This is a genomic window from Rhodanobacteraceae bacterium (genome assembly GCA_016713135.1).
Lineage (GTDB): Bacteria > Pseudomonadota > Gammaproteobacteria > Xanthomonadales > SZUA-5 > JADKFD01.
On sequence record JADJPR010000020.1, the window covers coordinates 81,778 to 104,020 of the forward strand.

16 protein-coding genes are annotated in these 22,243 nt (G+C 67.6%); 8 read left to right on the forward strand and 8 right to left on the reverse strand.

Annotated features, from left to right (window positions below; translation table 11 throughout):
- Window positions 1-3: 3 nt before the first annotated feature.
- The gene (gene glpK, locus IPK27_15295) at window positions 4-1,485 is read right to left on the reverse strand and encodes a glycerol kinase GlpK (protein ID MBK8068927.1); all 1,482 of its coding nucleotides are present in this window, start codon (window positions 1,483-1,485) and stop codon (window positions 4-6) included.
- Window positions 1,486-1,502: 17 nt separating this feature from the next.
- On the opposite strand from glpK, the gene IPK27_15300 reads away from it, so the two are divergent.
- The gene (locus IPK27_15300; protein MBK8068928.1) at window positions 1,503-2,702 is read left to right on the forward strand and encodes an NAD(P)/FAD-dependent oxidoreductase; all 1,200 of its coding nucleotides are present in this window, start codon (window positions 1,503-1,505) and stop codon (window positions 2,700-2,702) included.
- 110 nt (window positions 2,703-2,812) lie between these two features.
- The gene (locus tag IPK27_15305; protein MBK8068929.1) at window positions 2,813-3,475 is read left to right on the forward strand and encodes a Bax inhibitor-1 family protein; all 663 of its coding nucleotides are present in this window, start codon (window positions 2,813-2,815) and stop codon (window positions 3,473-3,475) included.
- Between the two features lie 174 nt (window positions 3,476-3,649).
- Here the strand turns inward: IPK27_15305 and serS are convergent, their stop codons facing one another.
- Window positions 3,650-5,134, reverse strand: a complete 1,485-nt coding sequence (gene serS / locus IPK27_15310) for a serine--tRNA ligase (GenBank protein ID MBK8068930.1) — start codon at window positions 5,132-5,134, stop codon at window positions 3,650-3,652.
- Window positions 5,135-5,320: 186 nt separating this feature from the next.
- On the opposite strand from serS, the gene ppa reads away from it, so the two are divergent.
- Window positions 5,321-5,869 carry an inorganic diphosphatase gene (gene ppa / locus IPK27_15315; GenBank protein MBK8068931.1) on the forward strand — a complete coding sequence of 183 codons (549 nt, stop codon included), beginning with the start codon at window positions 5,321-5,323 and terminating at the stop codon, window positions 5,867-5,869.
- Window positions 5,870-6,355: 486 nt separating this feature from the next.
- Here ppa and IPK27_15320 read toward each other — a convergent pair whose 3' ends face one another.
- Window positions 6,356-6,841 carry a MerC domain-containing protein gene (locus IPK27_15320; protein ID MBK8068932.1) on the reverse strand — a complete coding sequence of 162 codons (486 nt, stop codon included), beginning with the start codon at window positions 6,839-6,841 and terminating at the stop codon, window positions 6,356-6,358.
- 71 nt (window positions 6,842-6,912) lie between these two features.
- On the opposite strand from IPK27_15320, the gene IPK27_15325 reads away from it, so the two are divergent.
- The 4 genes from IPK27_15325 to IPK27_15340 all read left to right on the forward strand — a co-directional run bounded on the left by IPK27_15325 (window position 6,913) and on the right by IPK27_15340 (window position 11,381).
- Complete coding sequence (locus IPK27_15325; GenBank protein ID MBK8068933.1) at window positions 6,913-7,611, forward strand: ABC transporter ATP-binding protein; 699 nt, start codon at window positions 6,913-6,915, stop codon at window positions 7,609-7,611.
- Window positions 7,602-8,921: an ABC transporter permease gene (locus IPK27_15330; protein MBK8068934.1), complete on the forward strand. Its 1,320-nt coding sequence runs from the start codon at window positions 7,602-7,604 to the stop codon at window positions 8,919-8,921. The genes IPK27_15325 and IPK27_15330 overlap by 10 nt, the downstream gene beginning before the upstream one ends.
- Window positions 8,922-8,941: 20 nt before the next feature.
- Window positions 8,942-9,427 (forward strand): DUF3299 domain-containing protein, encoded by a 486-nt coding sequence (locus tag IPK27_15335; GenBank protein MBK8068935.1) that lies wholly within the window; start codon window positions 8,942-8,944, stop codon window positions 9,425-9,427.
- 178 nt (window positions 9,428-9,605) lie between these two features.
- Complete coding sequence (locus tag IPK27_15340; protein MBK8068936.1) at window positions 9,606-11,381, forward strand: von Willebrand factor type A domain-containing protein; 1,776 nt, start codon at window positions 9,606-9,608, stop codon at window positions 11,379-11,381.
- 277 nt (window positions 11,382-11,658) lie between these two features.
- On the opposite strand, the gene IPK27_15345 is transcribed toward IPK27_15340, so the two are convergent.
- Both IPK27_15345 and pepQ read right to left on the reverse strand, forming a co-directional pair.
- Window positions 11,659-12,453: a methyltransferase domain-containing protein gene (locus tag IPK27_15345; protein MBK8068937.1), complete on the reverse strand. Its 795-nt coding sequence runs from the start codon at window positions 12,451-12,453 to the stop codon at window positions 11,659-11,661.
- Window positions 12,454-12,566: 113 nt separating this feature from the next.
- Window positions 12,567-13,886, reverse strand: a complete 1,320-nt coding sequence (gene pepQ / locus IPK27_15350) for a Xaa-Pro dipeptidase (GenBank protein ID MBK8068938.1) — start codon at window positions 13,884-13,886, stop codon at window positions 12,567-12,569.
- 387 nt (window positions 13,887-14,273) lie between these two features.
- On the opposite strand from pepQ, the gene IPK27_15355 reads away from it, so the two are divergent.
- Window positions 14,274-15,278, forward strand: a complete 1,005-nt coding sequence (locus tag IPK27_15355) for an NADP-dependent oxidoreductase (GenBank protein MBK8068939.1) — start codon at window positions 14,274-14,276, stop codon at window positions 15,276-15,278.
- Between the two features lie 93 nt (window positions 15,279-15,371).
- Here IPK27_15355 and IPK27_15360 read toward each other — a convergent pair whose 3' ends face one another.
- The 3 genes from IPK27_15360 to IPK27_15370 all read right to left on the reverse strand — a co-directional run bounded on the left by IPK27_15360 (window position 15,372) and on the right by IPK27_15370 (window position 22,227).
- Window positions 15,372-17,084: a hypothetical protein gene (locus IPK27_15360; GenBank protein ID MBK8068940.1), complete on the reverse strand. Its 1,713-nt coding sequence runs from the start codon at window positions 17,082-17,084 to the stop codon at window positions 15,372-15,374.
- Between the two features lie 204 nt (window positions 17,085-17,288).
- Window positions 17,289-19,454: a bifunctional (p)ppGpp synthetase/guanosine-3',5'-bis(diphosphate) 3'-pyrophosphohydrolase gene (locus IPK27_15365; protein ID MBK8068941.1), complete on the reverse strand. Its 2,166-nt coding sequence runs from the start codon at window positions 19,452-19,454 to the stop codon at window positions 17,289-17,291.
- 67 nt (window positions 19,455-19,521) lie between these two features.
- Entirely contained in the window at window positions 19,522-22,227 is a 2,706-nt protein-coding gene (locus tag IPK27_15370) for a DUF11 domain-containing protein (protein ID MBK8068942.1), read from the reverse strand.
- Window positions 22,228-22,243 lie beyond the last annotated feature (16 nt).

The following is a 22,243-nucleotide window of genomic DNA, read 5'->3' on the forward strand; positions in this document are numbered from 1 at the left end:
CTGTCAGCCGCTCCGCGCCCGCGCCACCGCGCGGTGCCAGTCGGCCAGGCGCCGCCCGCGTTCGACGGCGTCCATCGTGGCGTCGAAGCGCCGCGCGCAGTGCCAGCGGGCCGCCACCTCGTCGAGATCCTGCCACCGCCCGATGCCCAGCCCTGCCAGCAGGGCCGCGCCGAGCGCGGTGCTCTCGGTCTGCGCCGGCCGGCATACCGGCACGCCGAGCACATCGGCCTGGAACTGGCACAGCAGGTCGTTGACGCTCATGCCGCCGTCGATGCGCAGCTCGGCGAGGTCGCACCCGGTGTCGGCGCGCATCGCATCGAGCAGATCGACGTTCTGCAGCGCCACCGCCTCCAGCGCCGCGCGCACGATGTGCGCGCGCGTGCTGCCGCGCGTCAGGCCGCAGATCAGCCCGCGTGCATCCGCATCCCAATGCGGCGCGCCGAGGCCGACGAAGGCCGGCACCACGTGCACGCCGGCGCTGTCGGCAACGCTGCGCGCCAGCGCCTCGGTTTCCGCGGCGTGGCCGACCAGGCCGAGGCCATCGCGCAGCCACTGGATCAGCGCCCCGGCGACGAACACCGCGCCCTCGAGCGCGTAGGTGCGCTGGCCGCCGAGTTGCCAGGCCACCGTGCTCAGCAATCCATGGCGCGAATCGACACGCGTGGCGCCAGTGTTGAGCAGCAGGAAGCAGCCGGTGCCGTAGGTGTTCTTGGCCATGCCGGGCGCGAAGCAGGCCTGGCCGAACAGCGCCGCCTGCTGGTCGCCGGCGATCCCGGCGACCGGCACCTGCGCGCCGAACACCGCCGGATCGGTCTGCGCCAGGCGACCGGCCGAATCGACCACCGTCGGCAGGCAGTCGCGCGGAATCCCGAACAACTCCAGCAGCCAGGGATCCCAGTCGCCTGCCTCCAGCGAATAGAGCAGCGTGCGCGATGCATTGCTCGCATCGCTGATGTGGGCGGCACCGCCACTGAGTTGCCAAACCAGCCAGCTGTCGACAGTGCCGAAGCACAGCCGCCCCTGCGCCGCCAGCGCACGCGCCTGCGGCCACTGATCGAGCATCCAGCGCATCTTGCTCGCCGAGAAATAGGGATCGATCACCAGCCCGGTGCGGGCGCGGATCTCGTCATTCAGCCCGCGCGCCCGCAGGTCTGCGCAAAAGGGCTCGGTGCGCCGGCACTGCCAGACAATCGCCGGACCCAGCGGCGCGCCGGACTGGCGATCCCAGGCAACCACGGTTTCGCGCTGGTTGGTGATGCCGATCGCGTCGACCTGGTGCGCCTGAACCTCCGCCTGCGCCAGGGCGCTGCGGATGGCGCTGAGCTGCGTCTGCCACAACAGGTCCGCATCCACTTCCACCCAGCCCGGCTGCGGGTAGCTGCAGTCGAAGGCCTCACTGTGGCTGGCCAGCACCCGCGCATCGCCATCGAGCAACAGCGCACGGGAACTGGAGGTGCCCTGGTCGAGCGAGAGGATCAGCGGCATGGCAGCGGGTCGTCGCGATGGGAGCGCAACGAGCATGCCACGGGCTGCGCCTGTTCGTCGGGCATCCGCTCGCGCAGAATGGCCGCAACGAGCGGGTGGAGGCGGGCATGTCGGTCGACATCGACACCGTAGTGGTCGGCGCCGGGGTGGTCGGCCTGGCGTGTGCGCGCGCGTTGGCGCGGGCCGGTGCCGAGGTGCTGGTGTTGGAGGCCGAAGACCGCGCCGGCGAGGGCATCTCCAGCCGCAATTCGGGCGTGATCCATGCGGGGATGTACTACCCGACCGGTTCGCTGAAGGCGCGCTGTTGCGTGCGCGGCCTGGAGCTGCTGTACGCGTACTGCACCGAGCGCGGGATCGCGCACCGGCGCACCGGCAAGCTGATCGTCGCCACGCGCGAGCAGGACGTTCCCGGACTGCGGCGGATTGAAGCGCAAGCCGCCGCGAATGGCGTTCCGGTGCACTGGCTTGACGGTCCGGCTGCGCTGCGGCTGGAACCGGCGCTGCGCTGCGTGGCGGCGCTGGACTCGCCGAGTACAGGCATCGTCGATGTGCCGGAGCTGGTGACCGCGCTGCTCGGCGACATCGAGGCGCACGCCGGCCGTCTGGTCTGTCGCACACCGGTGCAAACGGTGGCGCGGATCGAGGGAGGTTTCAGCGTGGAAACCCCGGACGGCGCCATGAGCTGCCGGCAACTCGTGAACGCCGCAGGCCTCGGCGCCATCGCGTTGGCACGGCAGATCCAGGGCCTGCCTGCCGGGCTGGTGCCGCGGCCGCACTATGGCCAGGGACACTACTACTACGCGCGCGGCAAGGTGCCGTTCTCGCGACTGATCTATCCGCTGCCAGGCGCGGCGAGCCTGGGCGTGCACCTGGGCATGGACATCACCGGGCGCTGCCGCTTCGGACCGGACATGCGCTGGGTGGACGAACCGGACTACCGCTTCGACGACAGCCGCCGTGGCGAGTTTGCCGAGTCCATCCGCCAGTGGTGGCCGGCACTGCGCGACGAAGACCTGTTGCCGGACTTCGTCGGCGTGCGGCCCAAGATCCACGGGCCGGGCGAACCGTCCGCCGATTTCATCGTGCAAGGCCCCTCGGTACACGGCATTTCTGGCCTGGTCAATTTGTTCGGCATCGAGTCGCCCGGGCTGACCTCCTGCCTGGCGCTCGCGGACCTCGTCCGGGATGCGCTAGCGGCGGGAGTTGCGACCAGCTAAACGGCCGTCTGGAGATGGTTCGGGATTGACGCCGCGCACACACATGGCTCGCGTACGCTCGCGAGCAACATATCGCTACAATCCCCGCACGACCCGACGGAGCTTCCGCCATGAGTACCGCAACACCGGTGATGACCCGCAGCGAAGTCGCTGCCATCGGCACCACCAAGACCATCCGCAATGCCTACCTGCTGCTCACGATGATCATGGGCGTGTCGGCGCTGAGCGCCTGGTATGCGATCAGCAGCAACGCCGGGATGATCAGCCCGTGGCTGTTCCTGGCCTTCATGATCGGCATGCCGTTCGCCATCAACGCGCTGCGCAACAGCATCGCCGGCCTCGGCCTGTCGTTCGTCTATGCGGCGCTGCTGGGCTACTTCCTCGGCCCGATCGTCGGCATCTATTTCCGCATGGATCCGAACATCCCGGTCTATGCCCTGGCTGCCACCAGCGTGATCTTCTTCTCGCTGTCCGGCTACGCGCTGGCCTCGCGCACCAACTTCAACTTCCTCGGCGGCTTCCTGTTCGTCGGATTCCTGGTGATGCTGGTGGCGGTCGTCGCCAACCTCTTCCTGCAGCTGCCGATCCTGAGCCTGATGATCTCCGGCGCCGCGGTGCTGCTGATCTCGGCCGCAATCCTGTGGGAAACCAGCCAACTGATCCACGATCCGGAAGCCAACTACATCGTCATCGCCACCAGCCTGCTCGGCAGCATCTGGGTGCTGTTCATGCACCTGATGCGCCTGTTCGCCTTCTTCAGCGGCGAGGACTGAGAGGCCGGTTTTGGTTGATGGTGTTGGTGTTGGATGAAAGCAAAAAGGCCCGCGCGAGCGGGCCTTCTTTTTGGTTGGGGGGTGTGGGTTCTGGGTTGTGGGCGGCAAAAGCTCGAGATCCGATGCCTCGCTGCCCACAACCCAGAACCCACAACCCACAACTTTCTGGGCGCGTCAAACGATCCGCGTCGCGCCGCGCATGTACGGGCGCAGCACTTCCGGGACGGTGATCGAGCCGTCGGCGTTCTGGTAGTTCTCCATCACCGCGATCAGTGCGCGGCCGACTGCAACGCCGGAGCCATTCAGGGTGTGCACCAGTTCCGGCTTGCCGGAGGCCGGGTTGCGCCAGCGGGCCTGCATCCGGCGCGCCTGGAAGGATTCGCAGTTGGAGCAGGAGCTGATTTCGCGGTAGGTCCTCTGGCTGGGCAGCCAGACCTCGATATCGTAGGTCTTGGTCGAGGAAAAGCCCATGTCGCCGCTGCACAGCAGCATGGTACGGAAAGGCAACTCCAGCTTCCTGAGGATGTTCTCGGCGTGGCTGGTCATCTCTTCCAGCTGCTGGTAGCTGGTGTCCGGCCGGGCGATCTGGACCAGTTCAACCTTCTCGAACTGGTGCTGGCGGATCATCCCGCGGGTATCGCGGCCGGCCGCACCGGCTTCGGCGCGGAAGCACAGCGAATGCGCGGTCATGCGCAGCGGCAGGCGCTCGGCGTCGACGATCTCGTCCCGCACCAGGTTGGTCAGCGACACCTCGGCGGTGGGAATCAGGTACATGCGCTTCCACAGCCAACGATGCAGCGTGCCGACCATCGCATCGGCGTTGTGCAGATCGTCCCACAGCGAGGCCGGCATCCGGCCCAGCGTCTGCAGGCCGAGATCGCTCGCGATGCCGTTGAGAATCGCCAGCGCGTCCTCCTGGTCGCGCCGGACGATGGCGCCACGCAGCGCATCCTTGGCCTTGCCGTCGATCGCCAGATAGCGATTGCTGCCGATCGGCACTTCGAACAGATCGTCCTCGAACTTGGGCAGCTGACCGGTGCCCTGCATGGTCTCGCTGCTCACCAGCAGCGGCACATTGACTTCCAGGTAGTGATGCTCGGCCGTGTGGGTGTCCAGCATGAACTGCGCCAGCGCGCGGTGCAGCCGCGCCACGCCGCCGCGCAGCACGGTGAAGCGCGCGCCAGAGAGCTTGGCGCCGGACTCGCCATCCAGCCAGCCGTGGCGGGCGCCGAGTTCGACATGGTCCTTGACCTCGAAGTCGAACTGCTTCGGCTCCCCATGGCGGCGGACCTCGACATTGCCGGTCTCGTCGGCACCCAGCGGCACCGATTCGTGCGGGATGTTCGGGATCCTGAGCGCGATGGCATACAGGCGCTCCTGCAAGCCCGCGAGCTGGTCCTCGGCGGCCTTCAGCCGGTCCGGAATCGCCTGGCTCTCGGCCATCAGGTCGTCGGCATTCTCGCCCTTGCCCTTGCGCATGCCGATCTCCTTGGCGAGCCGGTTGCGACTGGCCTGGAGATCCTGAGTCAGCGTCTGCACCGACTTGCGCTCGGCTTCCAGCGCTTCGAGGTCGGCAATCGGCAGTTCCAGCCCGCGGGTCGCCTTCAGGCGATCGGCGGTGGCAGCCAGGTGTTGTCGCAGCAGCACAGGATCGAGCATGGCGGGCCTCGGGTGGTGAATGGCGAAGAGCGGCGATTATGCCGGTGGGAATGCTTGGGTGTTGCGGTTGTCGCTGGCGCAGGCTAGCCCGGCGCGCGCTCGACCTCCTTGACCCACACCAAGGTCGAAGGTTCATACAGCCAACGCCGGTCATACTGTCGGCCCTGCCAATATCGAGGACAGCCCATGGGCCTGGAACGCGTGCCTGCCGGCCGCAACGTGCCGGACGAGGTCAACGTCATCATCGAGATCCCGATGAATGCCGAGCCGGTCAAGTACGAGGTGGACAAGGAGTCCGGCGCGATCTTCGTCGACCGTGTCCTGACCACGCCGATGCGCTATCCGTGCAACTACGGCTACATCCCGCGCACCCTGTCGGGCGATGGCGATCCTGCCGATGTGCTTGTGGTGATGCCGCTGCCGCTGATCCCGGGCTCGGTCATCCGCGTGCGCCCCATCGGCATGTTGTCGATGGAGGACGAGGCCGGCGAGGACACCAAGCTGATTGCCGTCCCCACGGCCAAGGTGTACTCGGCCTACGCGCACATGAACGTCATCGACGACGTGCCCGAACACACGCGCGACCGCATCCGCCACTTCTTCGAACACTACAAGGACCTGGAGAAGGGCAAGTGGGTCAAGGTCCGCGGCTGGGAGGGCGTGGACGCCGCCAAGCGCGAGATCGTGGAATCGGTGGAACGCTATGAGGCGTTGCCGGTGAAACCGGGTTATTGACTCGCGGGGGAAGGCTCGCGGCGTTTCGCCGTGGCGCGGGAGTTCCCGATGTAGCTCTGGGGGCGCCCGCGGTCTTTCGCCTTTGCGTTCGCTGTCTATGGGGGCGGGCTCCGGGCGGGATCTTCTGGCTTTTGGCTTCTGGCTTTTGGCTTCAAGATCAAGAGCCAAAGCGTTTCGGCCTGACGGCCGAGTCACTTCTTTCTGCTTGCCCAGAAAGAAGTGACTCGGCCGTCAGGCCGAAACGCTGTTGCTCTTCAGTTAAGAGCAAAAAACAACAGCAACAGCGAAAGGATCGCCGGCAGAGCCCGCCCCTACAAGTGCCAAGGCGACAGCGACAGCGACAGCGACAGCGACAGCTACGACGGCGACGGCGACGGCGACGGCGACGGCGACGGCGACGGCGAAAGGATCGCAGGCAGAGCCACTTGCGCGATCAGCAAGACGATTCGCGACCAGCGTCGCGCCGCGCGCCCAACCCGTCAGGAATCAGAGCGCCTGCGGCAACGCGGGGGCCGCGCAGGCAGTGCCCGCGCGCGCCGGCAGGCGCACCAGGCTGCGCCAGTTGAGCACATGTGCCGCGGCAATCCCCAGCCCGCCCAGCACCTGCAGCCCCACATGCCACAAATCATTGCTATGCCAATGCCCGAAGGCACCAAAGCCCATCATCACTGCGGCAGCGGCGGCAACCGCCAGCGGCATACGCGAGCGGTGTGCGAGAAAGCCCCGGGTGAGTACCACGGCGGCAAACAGCAGCACGGTGGAGACGACCAGCCGCTCGACCTCGTGGGTCCAGAGCAGCCACTGCGCCAGCCCGTGCCACTGCGGATCCCAACTGGTCAGTGCCAACTGCAGGCTCGGCAGCAGGCTGAATGCCAGCGGCAGGGCCGCGCAATGCACCGCGCACGCCAGCGAGACGCTGGCGCCCAAGCCATCCCAGTAGACGGCTCCGCGGTGATGGGGATGACGGTGCATGGATTGACGGCGTCCTGTTGAAACGTGGTGGTATTGTAACTGTATAACATCGACAGTGCACAAGCCCAAGCGTGTCCGTTCTGCTTTCGATCACCGATCTCTGCTTCGGCTGGGATCCTGCGCGTCCCCTGCTGCGCATCGACGCGCTTGAGCTCGCGGCGGGCGAGCGCCTGTTCCTGCGCGGCCCGAGCGGCAGCGGCAAGAGCACGCTGCTGAGCCTGATTGCCGGGGTGCTGCTGCCGCAGCGCGGGTCGATCCGCTTGGACGGCACCGCGCTGGAGCGCCTGCGCCCGGCCGCGCGCGACCACCTGCGGGCGGATCACATCGGCTTCGTGTTCCAGCAGTTCAACCTGCTGCCCTACCTGGATGCGGTCGACAACGTGCTGCTGCCGCTGGGTTTTTCGCGGCGGCGCGCGGCGCGCGTCGTCGGCGATCCGGCCGCCCATGCGCGCGCCCTGTTGCAACGGCTGGATCTCGATCCGCAGGCTCTGGCCGGACGCCCCGCGGCGGAGCTGTCGGTGGGTCAGCAGCAGCGGGTGGCCGCGGCGCGCGCGTTGATCGGCGGTCCGGAACTGGTGATCGCCGACGAACCCACCTCGGCGCTGGACAGCGACGCGCGCGATGCCTTCCTCGGCCTGCTGTTCGAGGAGTGCCGGCGCGCCGGCGCCGCGTTGCTGTTCGTCAGCCATGACCGCAGCCTGCAGGCGCGCTTCGACCGGGTGCTCGACCTGCCGGCGATCAACCAGGCGGGGGCCAGCGGATGTTGCTGAAGATCGCCCGCGCGAGCCTGTGGAACCGCCGCTTCAGCGTGCTGCTGACGGTGTTCACGATCGCCGTGAGCGTGGCGCTGCTGCTGGCGGTGGAGCGCCTGCGCAGCGAGACCCGGAGAAGCTTCGCCAGCACCATCTCCGGCACGGACCTGATCGTGGGCGCGCGCACCGGCCCGGTCCAGTTGCTGCTGTACTCGGTGTTCCGCATCGGCGACGCCACCAACAACATCCGCTACGCCAGCTACGAGGAACTGGCAGCGCTGCCGCAGGTCAAGTGGGCGATTCCTATCTCCCTCGGTGATTCGCATCAGGGCTACCGCGTGCTCGGCACCACCGCGGCCTACTTCGAGCACTTCCGCTACGGTCGCCAGCAAGCGCTGGCCTTCGCCGCGGGCACGCGCTTCGACGGGCTGCAGGAAGTAGTGCTCGGTTACGAGGTGGCGCGCCGGCTGGGCTATGACCTGGGCGACAGCGTAGTCGTGGCCCATGGCGGCGGACGCCACGACATCATGAAACACGATGACGCGCCGTTCCGCGTGGTCGGCATCCTCGCGCCCACCGGCACACCGGTGGACCGCACGCTGCACGTCTCGCTGGAGAGCATCGAAGCGATCCACGCCGACTGGCAGTCGGGCGTGCGCATTCCGCGGCGGGCGCCCACGGATGGAACCGACGAACACACGGCGCACGATCACGACTCGCACAATCACGACTCGGCTGACCACGACTCGCACGACGCGCACCCGCCCAAGCCGCCGCAGACGTTGAGCGCGGTGTTCCTCGGACTCAACAACCGCGCCGCCGCCTTCGGGCTGCAGCGCCAGATCAACGAGTACGCGGGCGAGCCGCTGCTGGCGATCCTGCCGGCGATGACCCTGAGCCAGCTGTGGAGCCTGACCGGCGTGGCCGAGTCCGCGCTGCTGCTGGTGAGCGCCTGCGTGGTGGTCGCCGGGCTGCTCGGCATGCTGAGCGCGCTGGTGACCACGCTGAACGAGCGTCGGCGCGAGATGGCCATCCTGCGTGCGCTCGGCGCGCGACCGTGGCAGGTGGGCGCGCTGCTGCTGCTCGAATCGGCTAGCCTGGCGCTCGCCGGCACGCTGCTCGGCGCACTTGCGGTGACCGCCCTGCTGGCGGCGCTGGCGCCATGGCTGGCGTCCAGCTACGGCCTGTTCCTGCAGCCGCTGGCGTTCAGCCTGCGCGAGGCAGGCTTGCTCGGCCTGGTGCTGGCCGGCGGCGTGGTCGCGGGACTGGTGCCCGCCCTGCTCGCCTACCATCGCTCGCTCGCTGACGGCCTCACCCTGCGCACCTGATATCCATTGCCGGAGCCCCCATGCGCCTGCTTTCCCTGCTCGCCGGCCTGCTGCTCGCCAGCACCGCCACCTCGCTGCACGCTGCCGAGCCGCGCGAGCTGGACTGGCTGGAGCTGATGCCGAAGGACGAAGTCGACCAGCTGATGGAGGCACCGGCAGTGACCCACAGCGGGGACCTGAAGGCGCAACAGACCGGCAGCGCGCGCACCATGCCGGAACTCGACGGCATCCAGGCGAAGATCGCCGGCTACATCGTGCCGGTGGAAGTCGACGGCGACAGTCAGATGAGCGAGTTCTTCATCGTCCCCTACTTCGGCGCCTGCATCCACGTGCCGCCGCCGCCGCCGAACCAGATCATCCTTGCCCGCCTCGCCAAGCCGATCCCGGTCACCGAGATCTACGACGCCTACTGGATCGAAGGCACGCTGGCCATCGAGAAAGTCGACAACGACATCGCCCAGGCGGCGTACACGTTGAAGGCGGAAAAGGTGACCTTGTGGGAGTGAGCGGGAAGCGATGAAAAGTGAAAGGTGAAAAGTGAAAGGGAAAAGCCACTCCCCCTCTGTGCCGGCTCTTCCTTTCACCTTTCACTTTTTGCCGCTCCTAACCCCACTCCCCGCATCGCCACGTTCTTCGGATCACCACCGGCCACTCCGGCCGGACCTGACCCGAGGAGCCTTCCCGATGAACACAATCCGTCCGCTGCCGTTGGTCCTGGCGATCTGCACTGCGCTGGCGCTTGGCGCCTGCGCGCGCCAGTCGGCGCCGCCGCAGAAGTCCGAGGGCACCGCCAGCAGTGTCCGCGAGGAAGGGGATGCGCAGCTTGCGGACGTGGCCCGGGCGCAGTCCAGCCAGGTCGTGGCGGCCAAGGTCAGGGCCGAGGCCCAGCGCCTGAACGTCGTGTCCCAGGAAGCCGTGGCCAGCGGCGCCATCGCGACGCCGACGGCACCGCCGGCGGTGATCGCGCCCTCGCCAGCCCCGCCCAGCGGCCCAGCTGACCGCCTCGGCCTCAACCAGCCGACGGATACGGAGCAGTACGCGGAGATCGAGGCGAATCCCGTGATCGCCGCCGCCGAGCAGCCGGTCTCGACCTTCTCGGTGGACGTCGACACCGGCGCCTACAGCAATGTGCGCCGCTTCCTGACCCAGGGCTCGCTGCCGCCGACGGATGCGGTGCGCATCGAGGAGTTCATCAACTACTTCGACTACGACTATCCGCGCCCGACCTCGCTGGAGCGCCCCTTCTCGGTCAACACCGAACTCGCGACGGCGCCGTGGAACAGCCAGCGCTGGCTGCTGCAAGTGGGCCTGAAGGGCTTCGAGGTGCCCTTCGAACAGATTCCGGCGAGCAACCTGGTGTTCCTGCTGGATGTGTCCGGTTCGATGATGGAGCCGAACAAGCTCCCGCTGGTCAAGACCGCGCTGAAGATGGCGGTCGAGCAGATGCGCCCGCAGGATCGCATCGCCATCGTGGTCTATGCCGGCGCCGCGGGCCTGGTGCTGCCGTCCACCCCGGCAAGCGAGAAGGCCACGATCATGGCCGCGCTGGACGCGCTGGAAGCGGGCGGCTCGACCAATGGCGGCCAGGGCATCCAGCTCGCCTACCAGGTGGCCCGCGAGCACTACGTCGACGGCGGCGTCAACCGCGTGATTCTCGCCACCGACGGCGACTTCAACGTCGGCATCGTCGACCAGCAGGACCTGGAAGACCTAGTGACGCGCGAACGCAAGAGCGGCATCGCGCTGACCACGCTCGGCTTCGGCCAGGGCAACTACAACGATGAGATCGCCGAGCGCCTGGCGGATCTGGGCAACGGCAACCACGCCTACATCGACAGCGAGCGCGAGGCGCGCAAGGTGCTGGTGCAGGAACTCGGCGCCAACCTGCTGACCATCGCCAAGGACGTCAAGATCCAGATCGAGTTCAACCCGGCGGTGGTCGCCGAGTACCGTTTGATCGGCTACGAGAACCGCATGCTGGCGCGCGAGGACTTCAACAACGACGCGGTCGACGCCGGGGAGATCGGTGCCGGTCACACCGTCACCGCGCTGTACGAGCTGACCCCGGTGGGTTCGCAGGCCACCCGCCTGCCGCCGCTGCGCTACGCCGATGCCGACGCCGCCCAGGGCAAGGCCAGCGAGATCGCCTTCCTCAAGCTGCGCTTCAAGCAGCCGGACGCCGACCAGAGCGAACTGATCGAACAGGCCATCGCAAAGCCCGCGCAGATCGGCCAGGGCTCGGTGCAGCTGCAGTTCGCCGCAGCGGTCGCCGCCTTCGGCGAGGCGCTGCGCGGCGGCAAGTACCTCGACAGCTTCAGCTACGAGAAGATCGCGCAGCTGGCCCGCCGCGCCGAGGGAAGAGATCCGTACGGCTTTCACGCCGAGTTCGTCGAACTGGTCAACCGCGCGGCCACGCTGAGTGGCGAGGAAGCAGAAGGTCAGATCGCGATCGCGCGCTGAGTCGCAAGTTTCACCCACGCGAGCAGGCGTAGCCCGGAGTACCGCGCAGCGGTTCTCCGGGTGCTTGCGGCAAGTGCCCGGGGAACCCACATACCCCGGCTAGCGGGTTCACCGTTGCCCTTCTCGGCACTTGCTGTCTTTGCGTCCTTTGCGTCCCTTTGCGTCCTTTGCGTACCCAATCACAGGGTCGTCGTTCGACACGCCAGTTCGCGCATCGAACAGCGGATGCCAGTAGCCCGGTGGTACGCGCCCAGCGCGTGCCCCGGGCCACGCGGGTTCACCCTTCGCGCGTGGCCACGATCACCTGGTAATTGCCAAGGCAGCAGGTGCTGCGCTTGCAGCTCCAGCCACCCAGGCTTTCGAGGTACTTGACCGGATCGTGGCGGTTCCACAGTGCCAGTCCGTATGGCTCGAAGACCTTGAAGTAGAGCCAGCTCAACGCGCGCAGCCACCAGGTGTCGGGCCGGTGAAACTCGGCCAGCAGCAGCTTGCCGCCTGGCGCCACGGTGCGCGCCGCCTCGCGCAGGGCCTTTTCCTTGAGCGGGTGCGGCAGCTCGTGCAACAGGAAGAACATCACGTTGGCGGCCACACTGGCGTCGGCGTGCGGCATCGAGGTCGCGTCGTCGGTGGAAAAGCGCACCCGCGCGGCCTGCTCGCCGAGCTTGCCGCGCGCATGCGTCAGTTCGTTCTCGATCAGGTCGACCACGTGCACACGGCGCGCGCCGGTATCCAGGGAGGCACCCACCACCCGCGGGATCACGTTGCCGAAGGCGCAGGAGGTGATCAGCACCTCGCGGCCGCCGAGGTCCATCGCGCGCAGCTCATCGACGATGCGGCTGACCAGGCGGTCGTACTGGAACAGCAGGATCGCCGAAATCACCGGCTGGAAATCCACCAGCTTGATCAGGCGCATGTCCGAGTAGACCGGATAGACGTGCGCCCCGGCGCCACCGCCGCCGGGCGTCAGCGCGCGCACGATCAGCGCGCCGCGCGTCACCGCAAAGAAGAACAGCGCGGTGCTCGCCAGCGCGGCGAACACCGTGAGTACACCACCTGCCATCCAGCCGTCCATCGCCTTGCCTTCCTCCGCACCGTGGCGGGCTGTTCGAAGATCTCTGGCTGCAAGTTAACGGGTGGCTGGCTGGTGGCTGTTGACTCCGGTCAATGCTGCAATTGCGAATCGCTTCAGGCAGCGACTGCGCGGAAGGCATCGCGCGTCAGGTTCTCCGGCGCGCCCTCGGTGACGTGCACATCGTCCTCGATGCGGATGCCGCCGTAGGGCAGCATCGCCGCGACCGCATCCCAGTTCACCGCGCCGGCGTCGGGCGACTGGCGCAGCTTCGTCAGCAGCATCGGGATGAAGTAGATGCCGGGTTCCACGGTGACCACATGGCCCGGCTCCAGGGTGCGCGTCAGGCGCAGGTAGGGGTGGCCTTCGGGCTTGGCGATCGTGCCGCCCTCGGGGCCGGCCTGGAAGCCGCCGACATCGTGCACCTGCAGGCCGAGGAAATGCCCCAGGCCATGCGGAAAGAAGGTGCTGGTGATGCCGCGCTCCAGTTGCGCCTGCGGGTCCATGCGCACGATGCCGGCCTGCTGCAGGATGCCGCCGATGCGCCGGTGGCATTCGACGTGCAGGTCGCGGTAATCGCGCCCGGCGCGCATCTCCGCCACCAGTCCCTGCTGCATCGCATCGACCGCGGCAATCAGGTCGGCGAAGGCGCCGGGGGCGCGCGCGTGGGTGCGCGTGATGTCGCTGGCGTAGCCGGCATCGCTGCCGCCGGCGTCGATCAGGAAACTGCGCGATTCGTGCGGGTGCGGGGCGGGCGTGTGGTGGTAGTGCAGCACCGCCGAATGCTCGTTCAACGCGACGATGTTCTGGTACGGCAGGTCATGCTCGGTGTGGCCGGCGGCGGCGCAGTACTCGAGGTGGATCTGGTGCTCGCTGGCGCCCTCGCGGAAGGCCTCCTGCGCGGCCAGGTGCCCGCTGGCGCCACGGCGGCTGGCATTGCGCATGCGCGCGATCTCGTACGGCGTCTTGCACGCGCGATGCCAGTGCAGGTGCAGGATCACCGCCTCGGGGTTGTTCGGCAGCGCATCGCCGACGGCCGCGTTGGCCTCGCCGATGATGGCGGCGCGAGAGAGATCTGCCGGCAGGTGCGCGCGCGCATCCTCGGGCCTGCGGATCACGCGCAGGTCGAAGTGCTCGGTCCAGAACCCCGACGGCGCGGATGGCGGCGCGTGCCAGTAGTCCTCCGGCTGGTGGTAGGCCAGCACCGGTCGCTGGCCTGGGGTGTAGCTGATCCAGCTGCCCGGATGGTGATTCAGCGGCACCCAGGCAAGGAAATGCGGATTGGTCCGGAAGGGGTAGTTCTGGTCATCGAGGAAGCCGTAGTGCTCCATCCCGGACGGGATCAGCAAATGCTCGAAACCCCCGCGCGCAAGCGCCGCATCGGCACGGCGCATCTGTTCGGCCAGGTGTTGCCCGTAAAGTTCAGCCAGTGCCATGGCAAGCTCGCGCGTGGTTCGGGGGAGGGAACTTTACTGGAGCTGCGGTGGAACATGAATCGTTCGAGGAACAGTCAAACGTGAAACGTGAAACGTCAACGGTACGAGGCACATTGACGTTTCACGTTTCACGTTTGACGTTTCACCTCCGAGCCTCACAGCAGGCGGTGCACCGACAGTCAAACGTGAAACGTGAAACGTCAACGGTACGAGGCACAATTGACGTTTCACGTTTGACGTTTCACCTCCGAGCCCCACAGCAGGCGGTGCACCCACAGTCAAACGTGAAACGTGAAACGTCAACGGTACGAGGCACAATTGACGTTTCACGTTTGACGTTTCACCTTCCCACCTCAGCGCACGCCAGGCACCTGGAGACCCGGCCCCATGCTCACCGCCCACATCCGCCGTTACGGCGGCCCCGAGGTCCTCAAGGTCGATCAGCTCCCGGAGCCGGTGCCGGGTGCCCGCGACCTGCTGGTCGACGTGGCCGCGGCCAGCGTCAATCCGATCGACTTCAAGATCCGTGATGGCAAGGCCAAGGCGATGCTGCCCTTCGCCTTCCCGCTGGTTCTCGGCAATGACCTGTCGGGCACCGTGCGCGCGACCGGCGCCGCGGTGACGCGCTTCAAGCCCGGCGACCGGATCGTCGCGCGGCTGGGCAAGTCGCGCATCGGTGCCTTCGCCGAGCGCGCGCTGGTGGATGAGGCGGATGCCGCAATCGCGCCCACGTCAATCGACCTCGTCGATGCCGCCGCGCTGCCGCTGGCTGGACTGACCGCATGGCAGGCGCTGTTCGAGATGGGCCAGCTCGGCCCCGGCCAGCGCCTGCTGGTGCATGCCGGTGCCGGTGGCGTGGGCCATTTCGCGCTGCAGCTTGGTCGCTGGAAAGGCGCGCGGGTGCTGACCACGGCGAGCGCGAAAAACCGCGAGCGCTGCATCGCGCTCGGCGCCGACGAGGTGATCGACTACCGCAGCGTACGCTTCGAGGACGTCGCGGGCGAGATCGATGTCGGCCTCGACACCCAGGGCGGCGACACCTTGCTGCGCACCATCGGCATCACCCGCCGCGGCGGCCACGTCATCTCGATCACTGCGATGCCAACTCCGGAAGTGGCGCGCGAATGGGGCGTGCGTGCACCGCTGACCTGGGCGCTGGCCTTCATGACCCGCAAGGAGCGCGCCGCCGCGAAGGCGCGCGGCGTGCACTACCACTACCTGTTCATGCGCCCGGATGGCGCGCTGCTCGGGGAACTGGTGAAGCTGGTCGACAGCGGCGCGCTCAAACCCGTGATCGACCGTCGCTACCCGTTGCGCGAGGCCGCCGCCGCCATTGCCCACGTCGAGGCCGGCCATGCGGTCGGCAAGGTGCTCGTGGTGCCAGGCGGTTGAGGCACTCGCTGGCCCGTTCAACGCGGAGACGCAGAGGGCGCGGAGAGCGAATCTCCTTTCTCTGCGTCCTCCGCGTCTCCGCGTTTGATCAGGTTATTCGTAGCCGTTGGCGAACAAGGGATCGGGCGCGCCGACGGTGACGAAAACAGCGGCGACAGGGCCCTGGTTGCCGGCGGCGTCGGTAGCGCGCAGGTACACGAGTTGGCGGCCGTTCTGCAGCGCGGCGACCGGCACGTCGACGGTGACGTTCTCTGCAGCCGCGTTCCAGGTCCCGTCCACCGGCTGCATCTGGGACAGGGGCGTGACGCCAGGCTGCCACGGCGGCTGCAGGTAGACCGCGACGCCGGTGACGGACTGCGCGGGCTCGGTGCCTTCGGTGTTGTTGAAGCGTGCGTCATCGGCGCGCGCGCTGAAGGTCACCGTGCTACCCGCCAACGCCGCGGAGAGATTGGTCAGCTCCGGCCCCGCAGCCCAACGATACGGCGCGCGGGCGAGTCTGGAGGCCATCCAGAAGCCGTTGATCACCGGCTGCGCCAAGCTCGCCTCGTAGGTGGTGCAACTGGGGAAGAAGCTGCTGCCGGCCATTTCGATGGTGAACGCAGCCACGCCCAAGGTGCCGTAGGTGAAGTCATCAGTGGCTCCGCCAATCGCGCCGCCCAGGCTGCCCTGCTCCGGGGTCAGGCCATTGTAGTAGGCGATCTTGCGCCCAAGCGTCTGCAGCGCAACGGCGTTCGGCGCGGGCACATTGGTGTTGCCCCAGGACCACCAGGTGGTGGCTGCATTGCTGTGCACGTCCATGTAGATGCCGGTGGCGTCCGGCGAAATCGGCGTGACCAGATCGACGCCCGGTCCTTCGGCACGCTGGTCGGGGAAGATCGAGCGCAGGTAGGCAATGATCGCCTGCGATTCCACCTCCGAAGACGGCGTGGGCCCACGATAGATGTCGCTGCAGTCGCTGCCCGAACTGCCGGAGCCGCCCCAGTCGAAGGGGAAGTTGCGGTTCAGGTCCACACCCAGCGATGTGCCGCCGGTGGGGCAGAAGTTCTCGTCGCGGTTCTTGCGCTGCATCCGAGTGGCGCTGATCTCGGCCACCTTGCGTCCGTCCGGATTGGCGTGCAGCAGGATGTGCACTTCCTGGTGGTCGAGCACCCAGGTGACATCCGGGTTGTTGCCGTACTGGCCGGCCAGCCATTCGCCGTAGCGCAGCACGGTTTCGGCGGTAACGTACTCGCGCGCGTGCAGTCCGCCCTGCAGGTAGTGCACCGGCTTGACCCCGCCGATGCTGCGGTTGGTCAGCCGCAGTACCCACAGATCGTGTCCGAGCGCAGGGTTCTGCACTTTTTTCCAGCTGTCGCCGATATCCACCAGTTCCGCCACGTCCGGGTGCTGCGCAACCAGTTGCTGTGCGCTGGCGATGCTCTCCTCGACAGTGCGGTAGCAGGTGTAGCCGGGAATGCCGGTGATTTGGTCGGGCGACACCACCACGGGTGCATAGACCGCCTGGGTCAGATCGGGATCGATCGCGACGCGGAAGCCCTCGTCGAGCAGTCGCTGGTACTCGAAGCGGTTGTCGACCTCGATGATCAACACGCCGGCCTTGCGGTCCACGCGCCACGGCGCGGCTCGGCGCAGCAGCAGCGCCAGCGCGCGATCCGAATCGAAATGCGCGCGCACCACCCAGGGCCCGCTGCCCTCGGGCATGCGCGTGCTCGGCTGCAGCAGCGGCGCGGGTTCGATCCGCGCAGCCGCCAGCGGCGCCGCAGCGCAGAGCGCCGCGCACAGGATCATCAGGGGAGCGAGCCGCATGCGGGCAACCAGATGGTACGACGCCCGCGATTATAGAGTGCCACTCACTCGTAATGACGCAGCCCCGTTCAACGCAGAGACGCAGAGGACGCGGAGAAAGGCATAAGAAAGCCGTTCTCTGTTCCACCTGCTTTCCTCTGCTCTCCTCTGCGTTCCTTTGCGTGCTTTGCGTCTCCGCGTTGAACCGTTCCCGGCTGCGCCCGGTCACCCCACCCGCTCCGCCTCGGTCACGTTGCTCAGCGCGCGCAGCTTGCCGAGCACATTGGCCAACTGGCCGAAGTCGGCGACCTTGAGCGTCAGGTGCAGCGTGGCGAGGCCAGTGGCCGCATCGTCCTTGCTGTCCATCGCGCCGATATTGATTTCGGCGGCGGCCAGCACGGCGCCGACGTCGCGAATCAGGCCGGTGCGGTTGTAGGCCGAGACGCGCACGCGCACCGGGTACTTGTCGTCACGGCGGCCGCCCCACTGCACGTCGATCACGCGTTCGGGCGAATGACCGGAGAGGTTCAGCAAGCTCTTGCAGTCAGCACGGTGCACGCTGACGCCGCGCCCCTTGGTGATGAACCCGACGATGGGATCGCCGGGCACCGGGTTGCAGCACCCGGCCATCGCCACCAGCAAATTGCCGACGCCCTCGATGACAATCGCGTCCCGGTCTCTGCGCGGCCCGATCTGCGCGCCCAGGCGCTGAGTCAGGATCTGCGCCGGGTCGGCCTTCGGCGCCTCGGCCTCATGGACGAGGCGCGCGACCTGCGCCGGCGACACATCGCCGAGCGCCACCGCCAGGTACAACTCGTCGACGCTCGGCAGGTGCAGCTTGGGCAGCAGCGCCTCGATGCGCGCCGGCGTCAGCGCCAGCCGCTTCAGTTCGCGCTCGAGGATCTCGCGGCCCTCGCGCAGGTTGTGCTCACGATCCAGCTTGTGGAACCAGGTGCGCACCTTGTGGCGTGCACGCGAGCTGGCGAGGAAGCCGAGCTGCGGCAGCAGCCAGTCGCGCTTGGGCTGGCCTTCCTTGGCGGTCAGGATCTCGACCCGGTCGCCGGTGCGCGGGGTGAATGTGAGCGGCACGATGCGGCCGTTGACCTTCGCGCCGCGGCAGCGATGGCCGACCTCGGTGTGCACGGTGTAGGCGAAATCCAGCACCGTCGCGCCCTTGGGCAAATCGACCACCTCACCGCGCGGGGTCAGCAGGTAGACGCGGTCCTCCAGCAACTCGGTCGAAAAGCCGGCCAGCAGCGCACCGTCGTCGGCAGCCTCCTCGCGGCCTTCCAGCAGCTGGCGCATCCACTGGATCTTGCGCTCGAAGTCGGCGCCGGCGCCGCCGCCCTCCTTGTAGCGCCAGTGCGCGGCGACACCGAGTTCGGCGTTCTCGTGCATCTGGTGGGTGCGGATCTGCACCTCCACCGACTTCCCCTCGGGGCCGATGACCGCGGTGTGCAGCGAGCGGTAGTCGTTGCCCTTGGGCTTGGCGATGTAGTCGTCGAACTCCTTCGGGATCGGTGTCCAGTGCGCATGCACCACGCCCAGCGCGGCATAGCAGGTAGGCACGTCCGGCACCAGCACGCGCACCGCGCGCACGTCGTACAGCTCGGAGAAGTCCACGCCCTTGCGCTGCATCTTCTTCCAGATGCTGTAGATGTGCTTCGGGCGGCCGGCGACATCCGCCTTGAGGCCGGCGGCGGCGAGTGCCTGGCGCAATTCGGACAGCACCAGCCGGATGTAGCGCTCGCGGTCTTCGCGACGCTCGTCCAGCAGCCCGGCGATGCGCTTGTAGGTATCCGGTTGCAGGAAGCGGAAGACGAGGTCCTCCAGTTCCCACTTGACCTGCCAGATGCCCAGGCGATTGGCCAGCGGGCCGTGGATGTCCGCCGCCAGCTGCGCCAGCCGGCGGCGCTCGGCCTCCGGCAGGGAGGCCGCCTCGCGCAGGCGCACCAGCTGGCGCGCGAGCAGGATGAACACCACGCGCAGATCGCGGATCAGTACCAGCAGCAGACGGCGCAGGCCCTCGGCGCTGGCGTTGGCCGCCTTGTGTTCGTGCAATGGCCAGACCTTGTCCGCTTCCAGCTGGCCCTGCAGCAGGGTTTCCTGCGCGGGACCGTAACGCCGCGCCAGTTCCGCGACCAGCTCCGGCTGGGCGCGCGCCTCCGGGTACAGCGCCGCAGCCAGCAAGGTCTCGTCGTCGACCTTGAGCTCGCAGAGCACATCGAGCGTACGCGCCACCAGCGCCTGCTCTGCCGCGCCGACGCGCAGGCTGTCGGCCCAGTGCTGGTGCAGCTGCCCGAGTTGCGCCGCGATACCGGCGCCCAGCCCGTGGCGCTGGGCCAGCCAGTCGTGGAGGTTTTCGGCGCGATGCGGGCTGCGGGCTTTCATGGGTCCCGATCATGCATCGGGCCGGGCTGCCCGCGCATCCCGGCGCGGGCAGCCCGTACGGCCCGCTTCAGCGGCGCTTGGCGGCACCCGACGGAATGTCGTCGTTGGTGATGGTACCGATACCCTGGTTGTCGCTCACGGTCACCTGGGCGTTGTTCGGCGCGCCGAGGTTCACCTGGAAGAACTCGTCGGATTCGACCGACGTATCGCCGTTGACGACCACGCTGATGGTGCGGGTCTCGTTGGCGGCGCCGGTGAAGATCGCCGTGGTCGCCGGCGCGATCGCCACGTAGTCGTTGTTGGCGACCGTGGCGGTGTCGTCGCTGCTGCTCACCGGCACCGAGAAGCTGCCCTGCACCGAACCGTTCAGCGAGATGGTGAAGGTGGCATTGATCGTCCCGGTGTTGCCCTCGGTCACGCTGACGTCGTTGATCGACAGCGAGGCGGCATCGTCGTTGGTGATGGTGCCGATGCCCTGCGAGTCGGTGCGCGTGACCGCGCCATTGCTGGGCACGCCAAGGTTGACGAAGAAGTCCTCGTTCGGCTCCAGCATGGTGTCGCCGATCACCACCACGGTGACGGTCTGGGTCTCGCCCGGCGTGCCGGCGAAATTCAGGGTCTGTCCGCCCGGCAGGCTGGTGTAGTCCGAATCCGCCGTCGCGGTGCCGCTCTGGCTGCTGACCGGGACGGTGAAGCCGCCCTGCACGCTGCCGCTCAGGGTGACCGTGAACGTGGCATTGGTCGGACCGGCGTTGCCTTCGGCGACGCTGACATCGTTGATCGCGATCGACGCGCTGTCGTCGTTGTTGATGGTGCCGGCACCGCTGGAATCGGCCAGCGTGACGGCTGCGTTGGACGGCGCGCCGAGGTTGACCGTGAAAGTCTCGTTGACTTCCAGCGTGGTGTCGCCGAAGACCGGGACACTGATCGTCCGGGTCTCGCCGGCGGTGCCGGTGAAGCTCAGCGTGGTGCCACCCGGGATCGGGTCGTAATCGGAACCACTGGTCGCGGTCCCGTTGGCGCTGGTCACCGGCAGCGTGAAGCCACCCTGCACGGCTGCATCCAGGGTCACGGTGAAGGTGGCATTGGTGGTGCCGCTGTTGCCTTCGCTGACGCTGACATCGTTGATCGACAGGGCCGCTGCGTCGTCGTTGTTGATGGTGCCGACGCCGGTCCCGTCTGCCAGCGTCACCGCCGCGTTGCTCGGCGTGCCGAGGGTCACATTGAAGGTCTCGTTCGGCTCCAGCACGGTATCGCCGAGCACCGGTACGCTGATGGTCTTGGTCTCGCCGGCGGTGCCGGTGAAGCTCAGCGTGGTGCCGCCCGGGATCGCCGTGTAGTCGGAACCGCTGGTCGCGGTGCCGTTGGCGCTGCTCACCGGCACCGTGAAGCCGCCCTGCACTGCCGAGTTCAGCGTGACGGTGAAGGTGGCATTGGTGCTGCCCGAGTTGCCTTCCGACAGGTTGACGTCGTTGATGGACAGCGAGGCAGCGTCGTCATTCGTGATCGTGCCCTGGCCGGTGCCATCGGTGATGCCGGCGCCGGTCGGGTTCGACAGGTTGATGGTGAAGGTCTCGTTGCCTTCAAGCACGGCGTCGCCGGTGACGGTGACGCTGACCGTCGCCGTGGCGCTGCCGCCAGCGGTGAAGTTCACCGTCTGGTTGCTGATCGCGGTGTAGTCGCTGCCCGCAGTGGCGGTGCCATCCGCGGTATTGACCACGACGCTGGCCGCACTGGTGGTATTGCTGCGCGTGATCGTGAACTGGAACGTGGTGTTGCCGCCCGTGCCTTCGGCCAGAGTGACGTCGTTGATGCTGAAGCTGGCCTGCTGCACGGTAGCCGTCAGCACGCCCTGGTTGTTTCCGAGCGCCGTTTCGCCGGCAACCGGCGGCGCGAAGGCGGCGGCGCTGACCGAGAACTGCGAGCCCAGGGTGGCGCCAGCGTTCAACTGACGCGACACGCTGAAAGTGACACTGGCGCCCACCGGCAGCGACACCGCATTCAGTGCGAGGTTGCCGACGCCGGAAGGCGTTCCGCAGCTGCCGCCACCGGAAGCGGCGCAGGACCAGCTGCCGGCAGACAGCGGTGCCTGGAATCCGCCCGCAACCTTCGGGTACCAGTCACGTACGCGCACGTTGCTGGCGCTGGTACCGCCGGTATTGCTGACCACGATCGAGTAGTTGAAGTTGCTGCCCGGCGACGCCGACGTGGCGCCGTTGACCGCGACCTCGAGGTTCGCGGCGGAGCTGCCCTTGACTGACGAAGCCTGCGCCGAGCTCGAGCCCTCGAAACCATTGGCGTAGACCGCTTCGGCAATCGCGCCGCCGTTGACGCCCTGGAAACACGAGGCATTGGCCGCGGGCGACATCACGCAGCAAGCCAGCTCGCTGCTGGCGCTGACCTTGAACAGCCCTGCCGACGCGCCGTTGGTGTAGTAGTCGAAACTCGAGATGCCGCCGTACAGCGGGCCGAAGTTGTCGAGATTGGTGTCGGCATAGGTCAGCGACACCGGATTCACTGCACCGCCCGGTGCGGCGGCGAAGTCGACGCAGAGCATCGGCTGCGACAGGCGCAGGGAGATGTTGCGGCGCCCATCGGCAATCGATCGATTGAGGTAGTCGATGTTGGTCGCCGTGGCCAGGCCGATGCGCCCGGAATTGTTGATCGCGAGACCGACAGGACCGGCCGTGACCGATTTATCTGCGGCAGGCGCGGAGCCCGAGGCCAGCGCGGAAAGCGCGATGGCGGTCACCAGTACCGAACGAAACTGCATGAGGTTCTGTCGCTCC

Coding starts and splice junctions, on each gene's coding strand:
- IPK27_15300 (MBK8068928.1), top strand. CDS start 1,503: ATGGGAGCGCAACGAGCATGCCACGGGCTGCGCCTGTTCGTCGGGCAT.
- ppa (MBK8068931.1), top strand. CDS start 5,321: ATGGGCCTGGAACGCGTGCCTGCCGGCCGCAACGTGCCGGACGAGGTC.
- glpK (MBK8068927.1), bottom strand. CDS start 1,485: ATGCCGCTGATCCTCTCGCTCGACCAGGGCACCTCCAGTTCCCGTGCG.
- IPK27_15320 (MBK8068932.1), bottom strand. CDS start 6,841: ATGCACCGTCATCCCCATCACCGCGGAGCCGTCTACTGGGATGGCTTG.
- IPK27_15305 (MBK8068929.1), top strand. CDS start 2,813: ATGAGTACCGCAACACCGGTGATGACCCGCAGCGAAGTCGCTGCCATC.
- IPK27_15340 (MBK8068936.1), top strand. CDS start 9,606: ATGAACACAATCCGTCCGCTGCCGTTGGTCCTGGCGATCTGCACTGCG.
- IPK27_15360 (MBK8068940.1), bottom strand. CDS start 17,084: ATGCGGCTCGCTCCCCTGATGATCCTGTGCGCGGCGCTCTGCGCTGCG.
- IPK27_15370 (MBK8068942.1), bottom strand. CDS start 22,227: ATGCAGTTTCGTTCGGTACTGGTGACCGCCATCGCGCTTTCCGCGCTG.
- IPK27_15335 (MBK8068935.1), top strand. CDS start 8,942: ATGCGCCTGCTTTCCCTGCTCGCCGGCCTGCTGCTCGCCAGCACCGCC.
- IPK27_15345 (MBK8068937.1), bottom strand. CDS start 12,453: ATGGACGGCTGGATGGCAGGTGGTGTACTCACGGTGTTCGCCGCGCTG.
- serS (MBK8068930.1), bottom strand. CDS start 5,134: ATGCTCGATCCTGTGCTGCTGCGACAACACCTGGCTGCCACCGCCGAT.
- IPK27_15330 (MBK8068934.1), top strand. CDS start 7,602: ATGTTGCTGAAGATCGCCCGCGCGAGCCTGTGGAACCGCCGCTTCAGC.
- IPK27_15355 (MBK8068939.1), top strand. CDS start 14,274: ATGCTCACCGCCCACATCCGCCGTTACGGCGGCCCCGAGGTCCTCAAG.
- IPK27_15365 (MBK8068941.1), bottom strand. CDS start 19,454: ATGAAAGCCCGCAGCCCGCATCGCGCCGAAAACCTCCACGACTGGCTG.
- pepQ (MBK8068938.1), bottom strand. CDS start 13,886: ATGGCACTGGCTGAACTTTACGGGCAACACCTGGCCGAACAGATGCGC.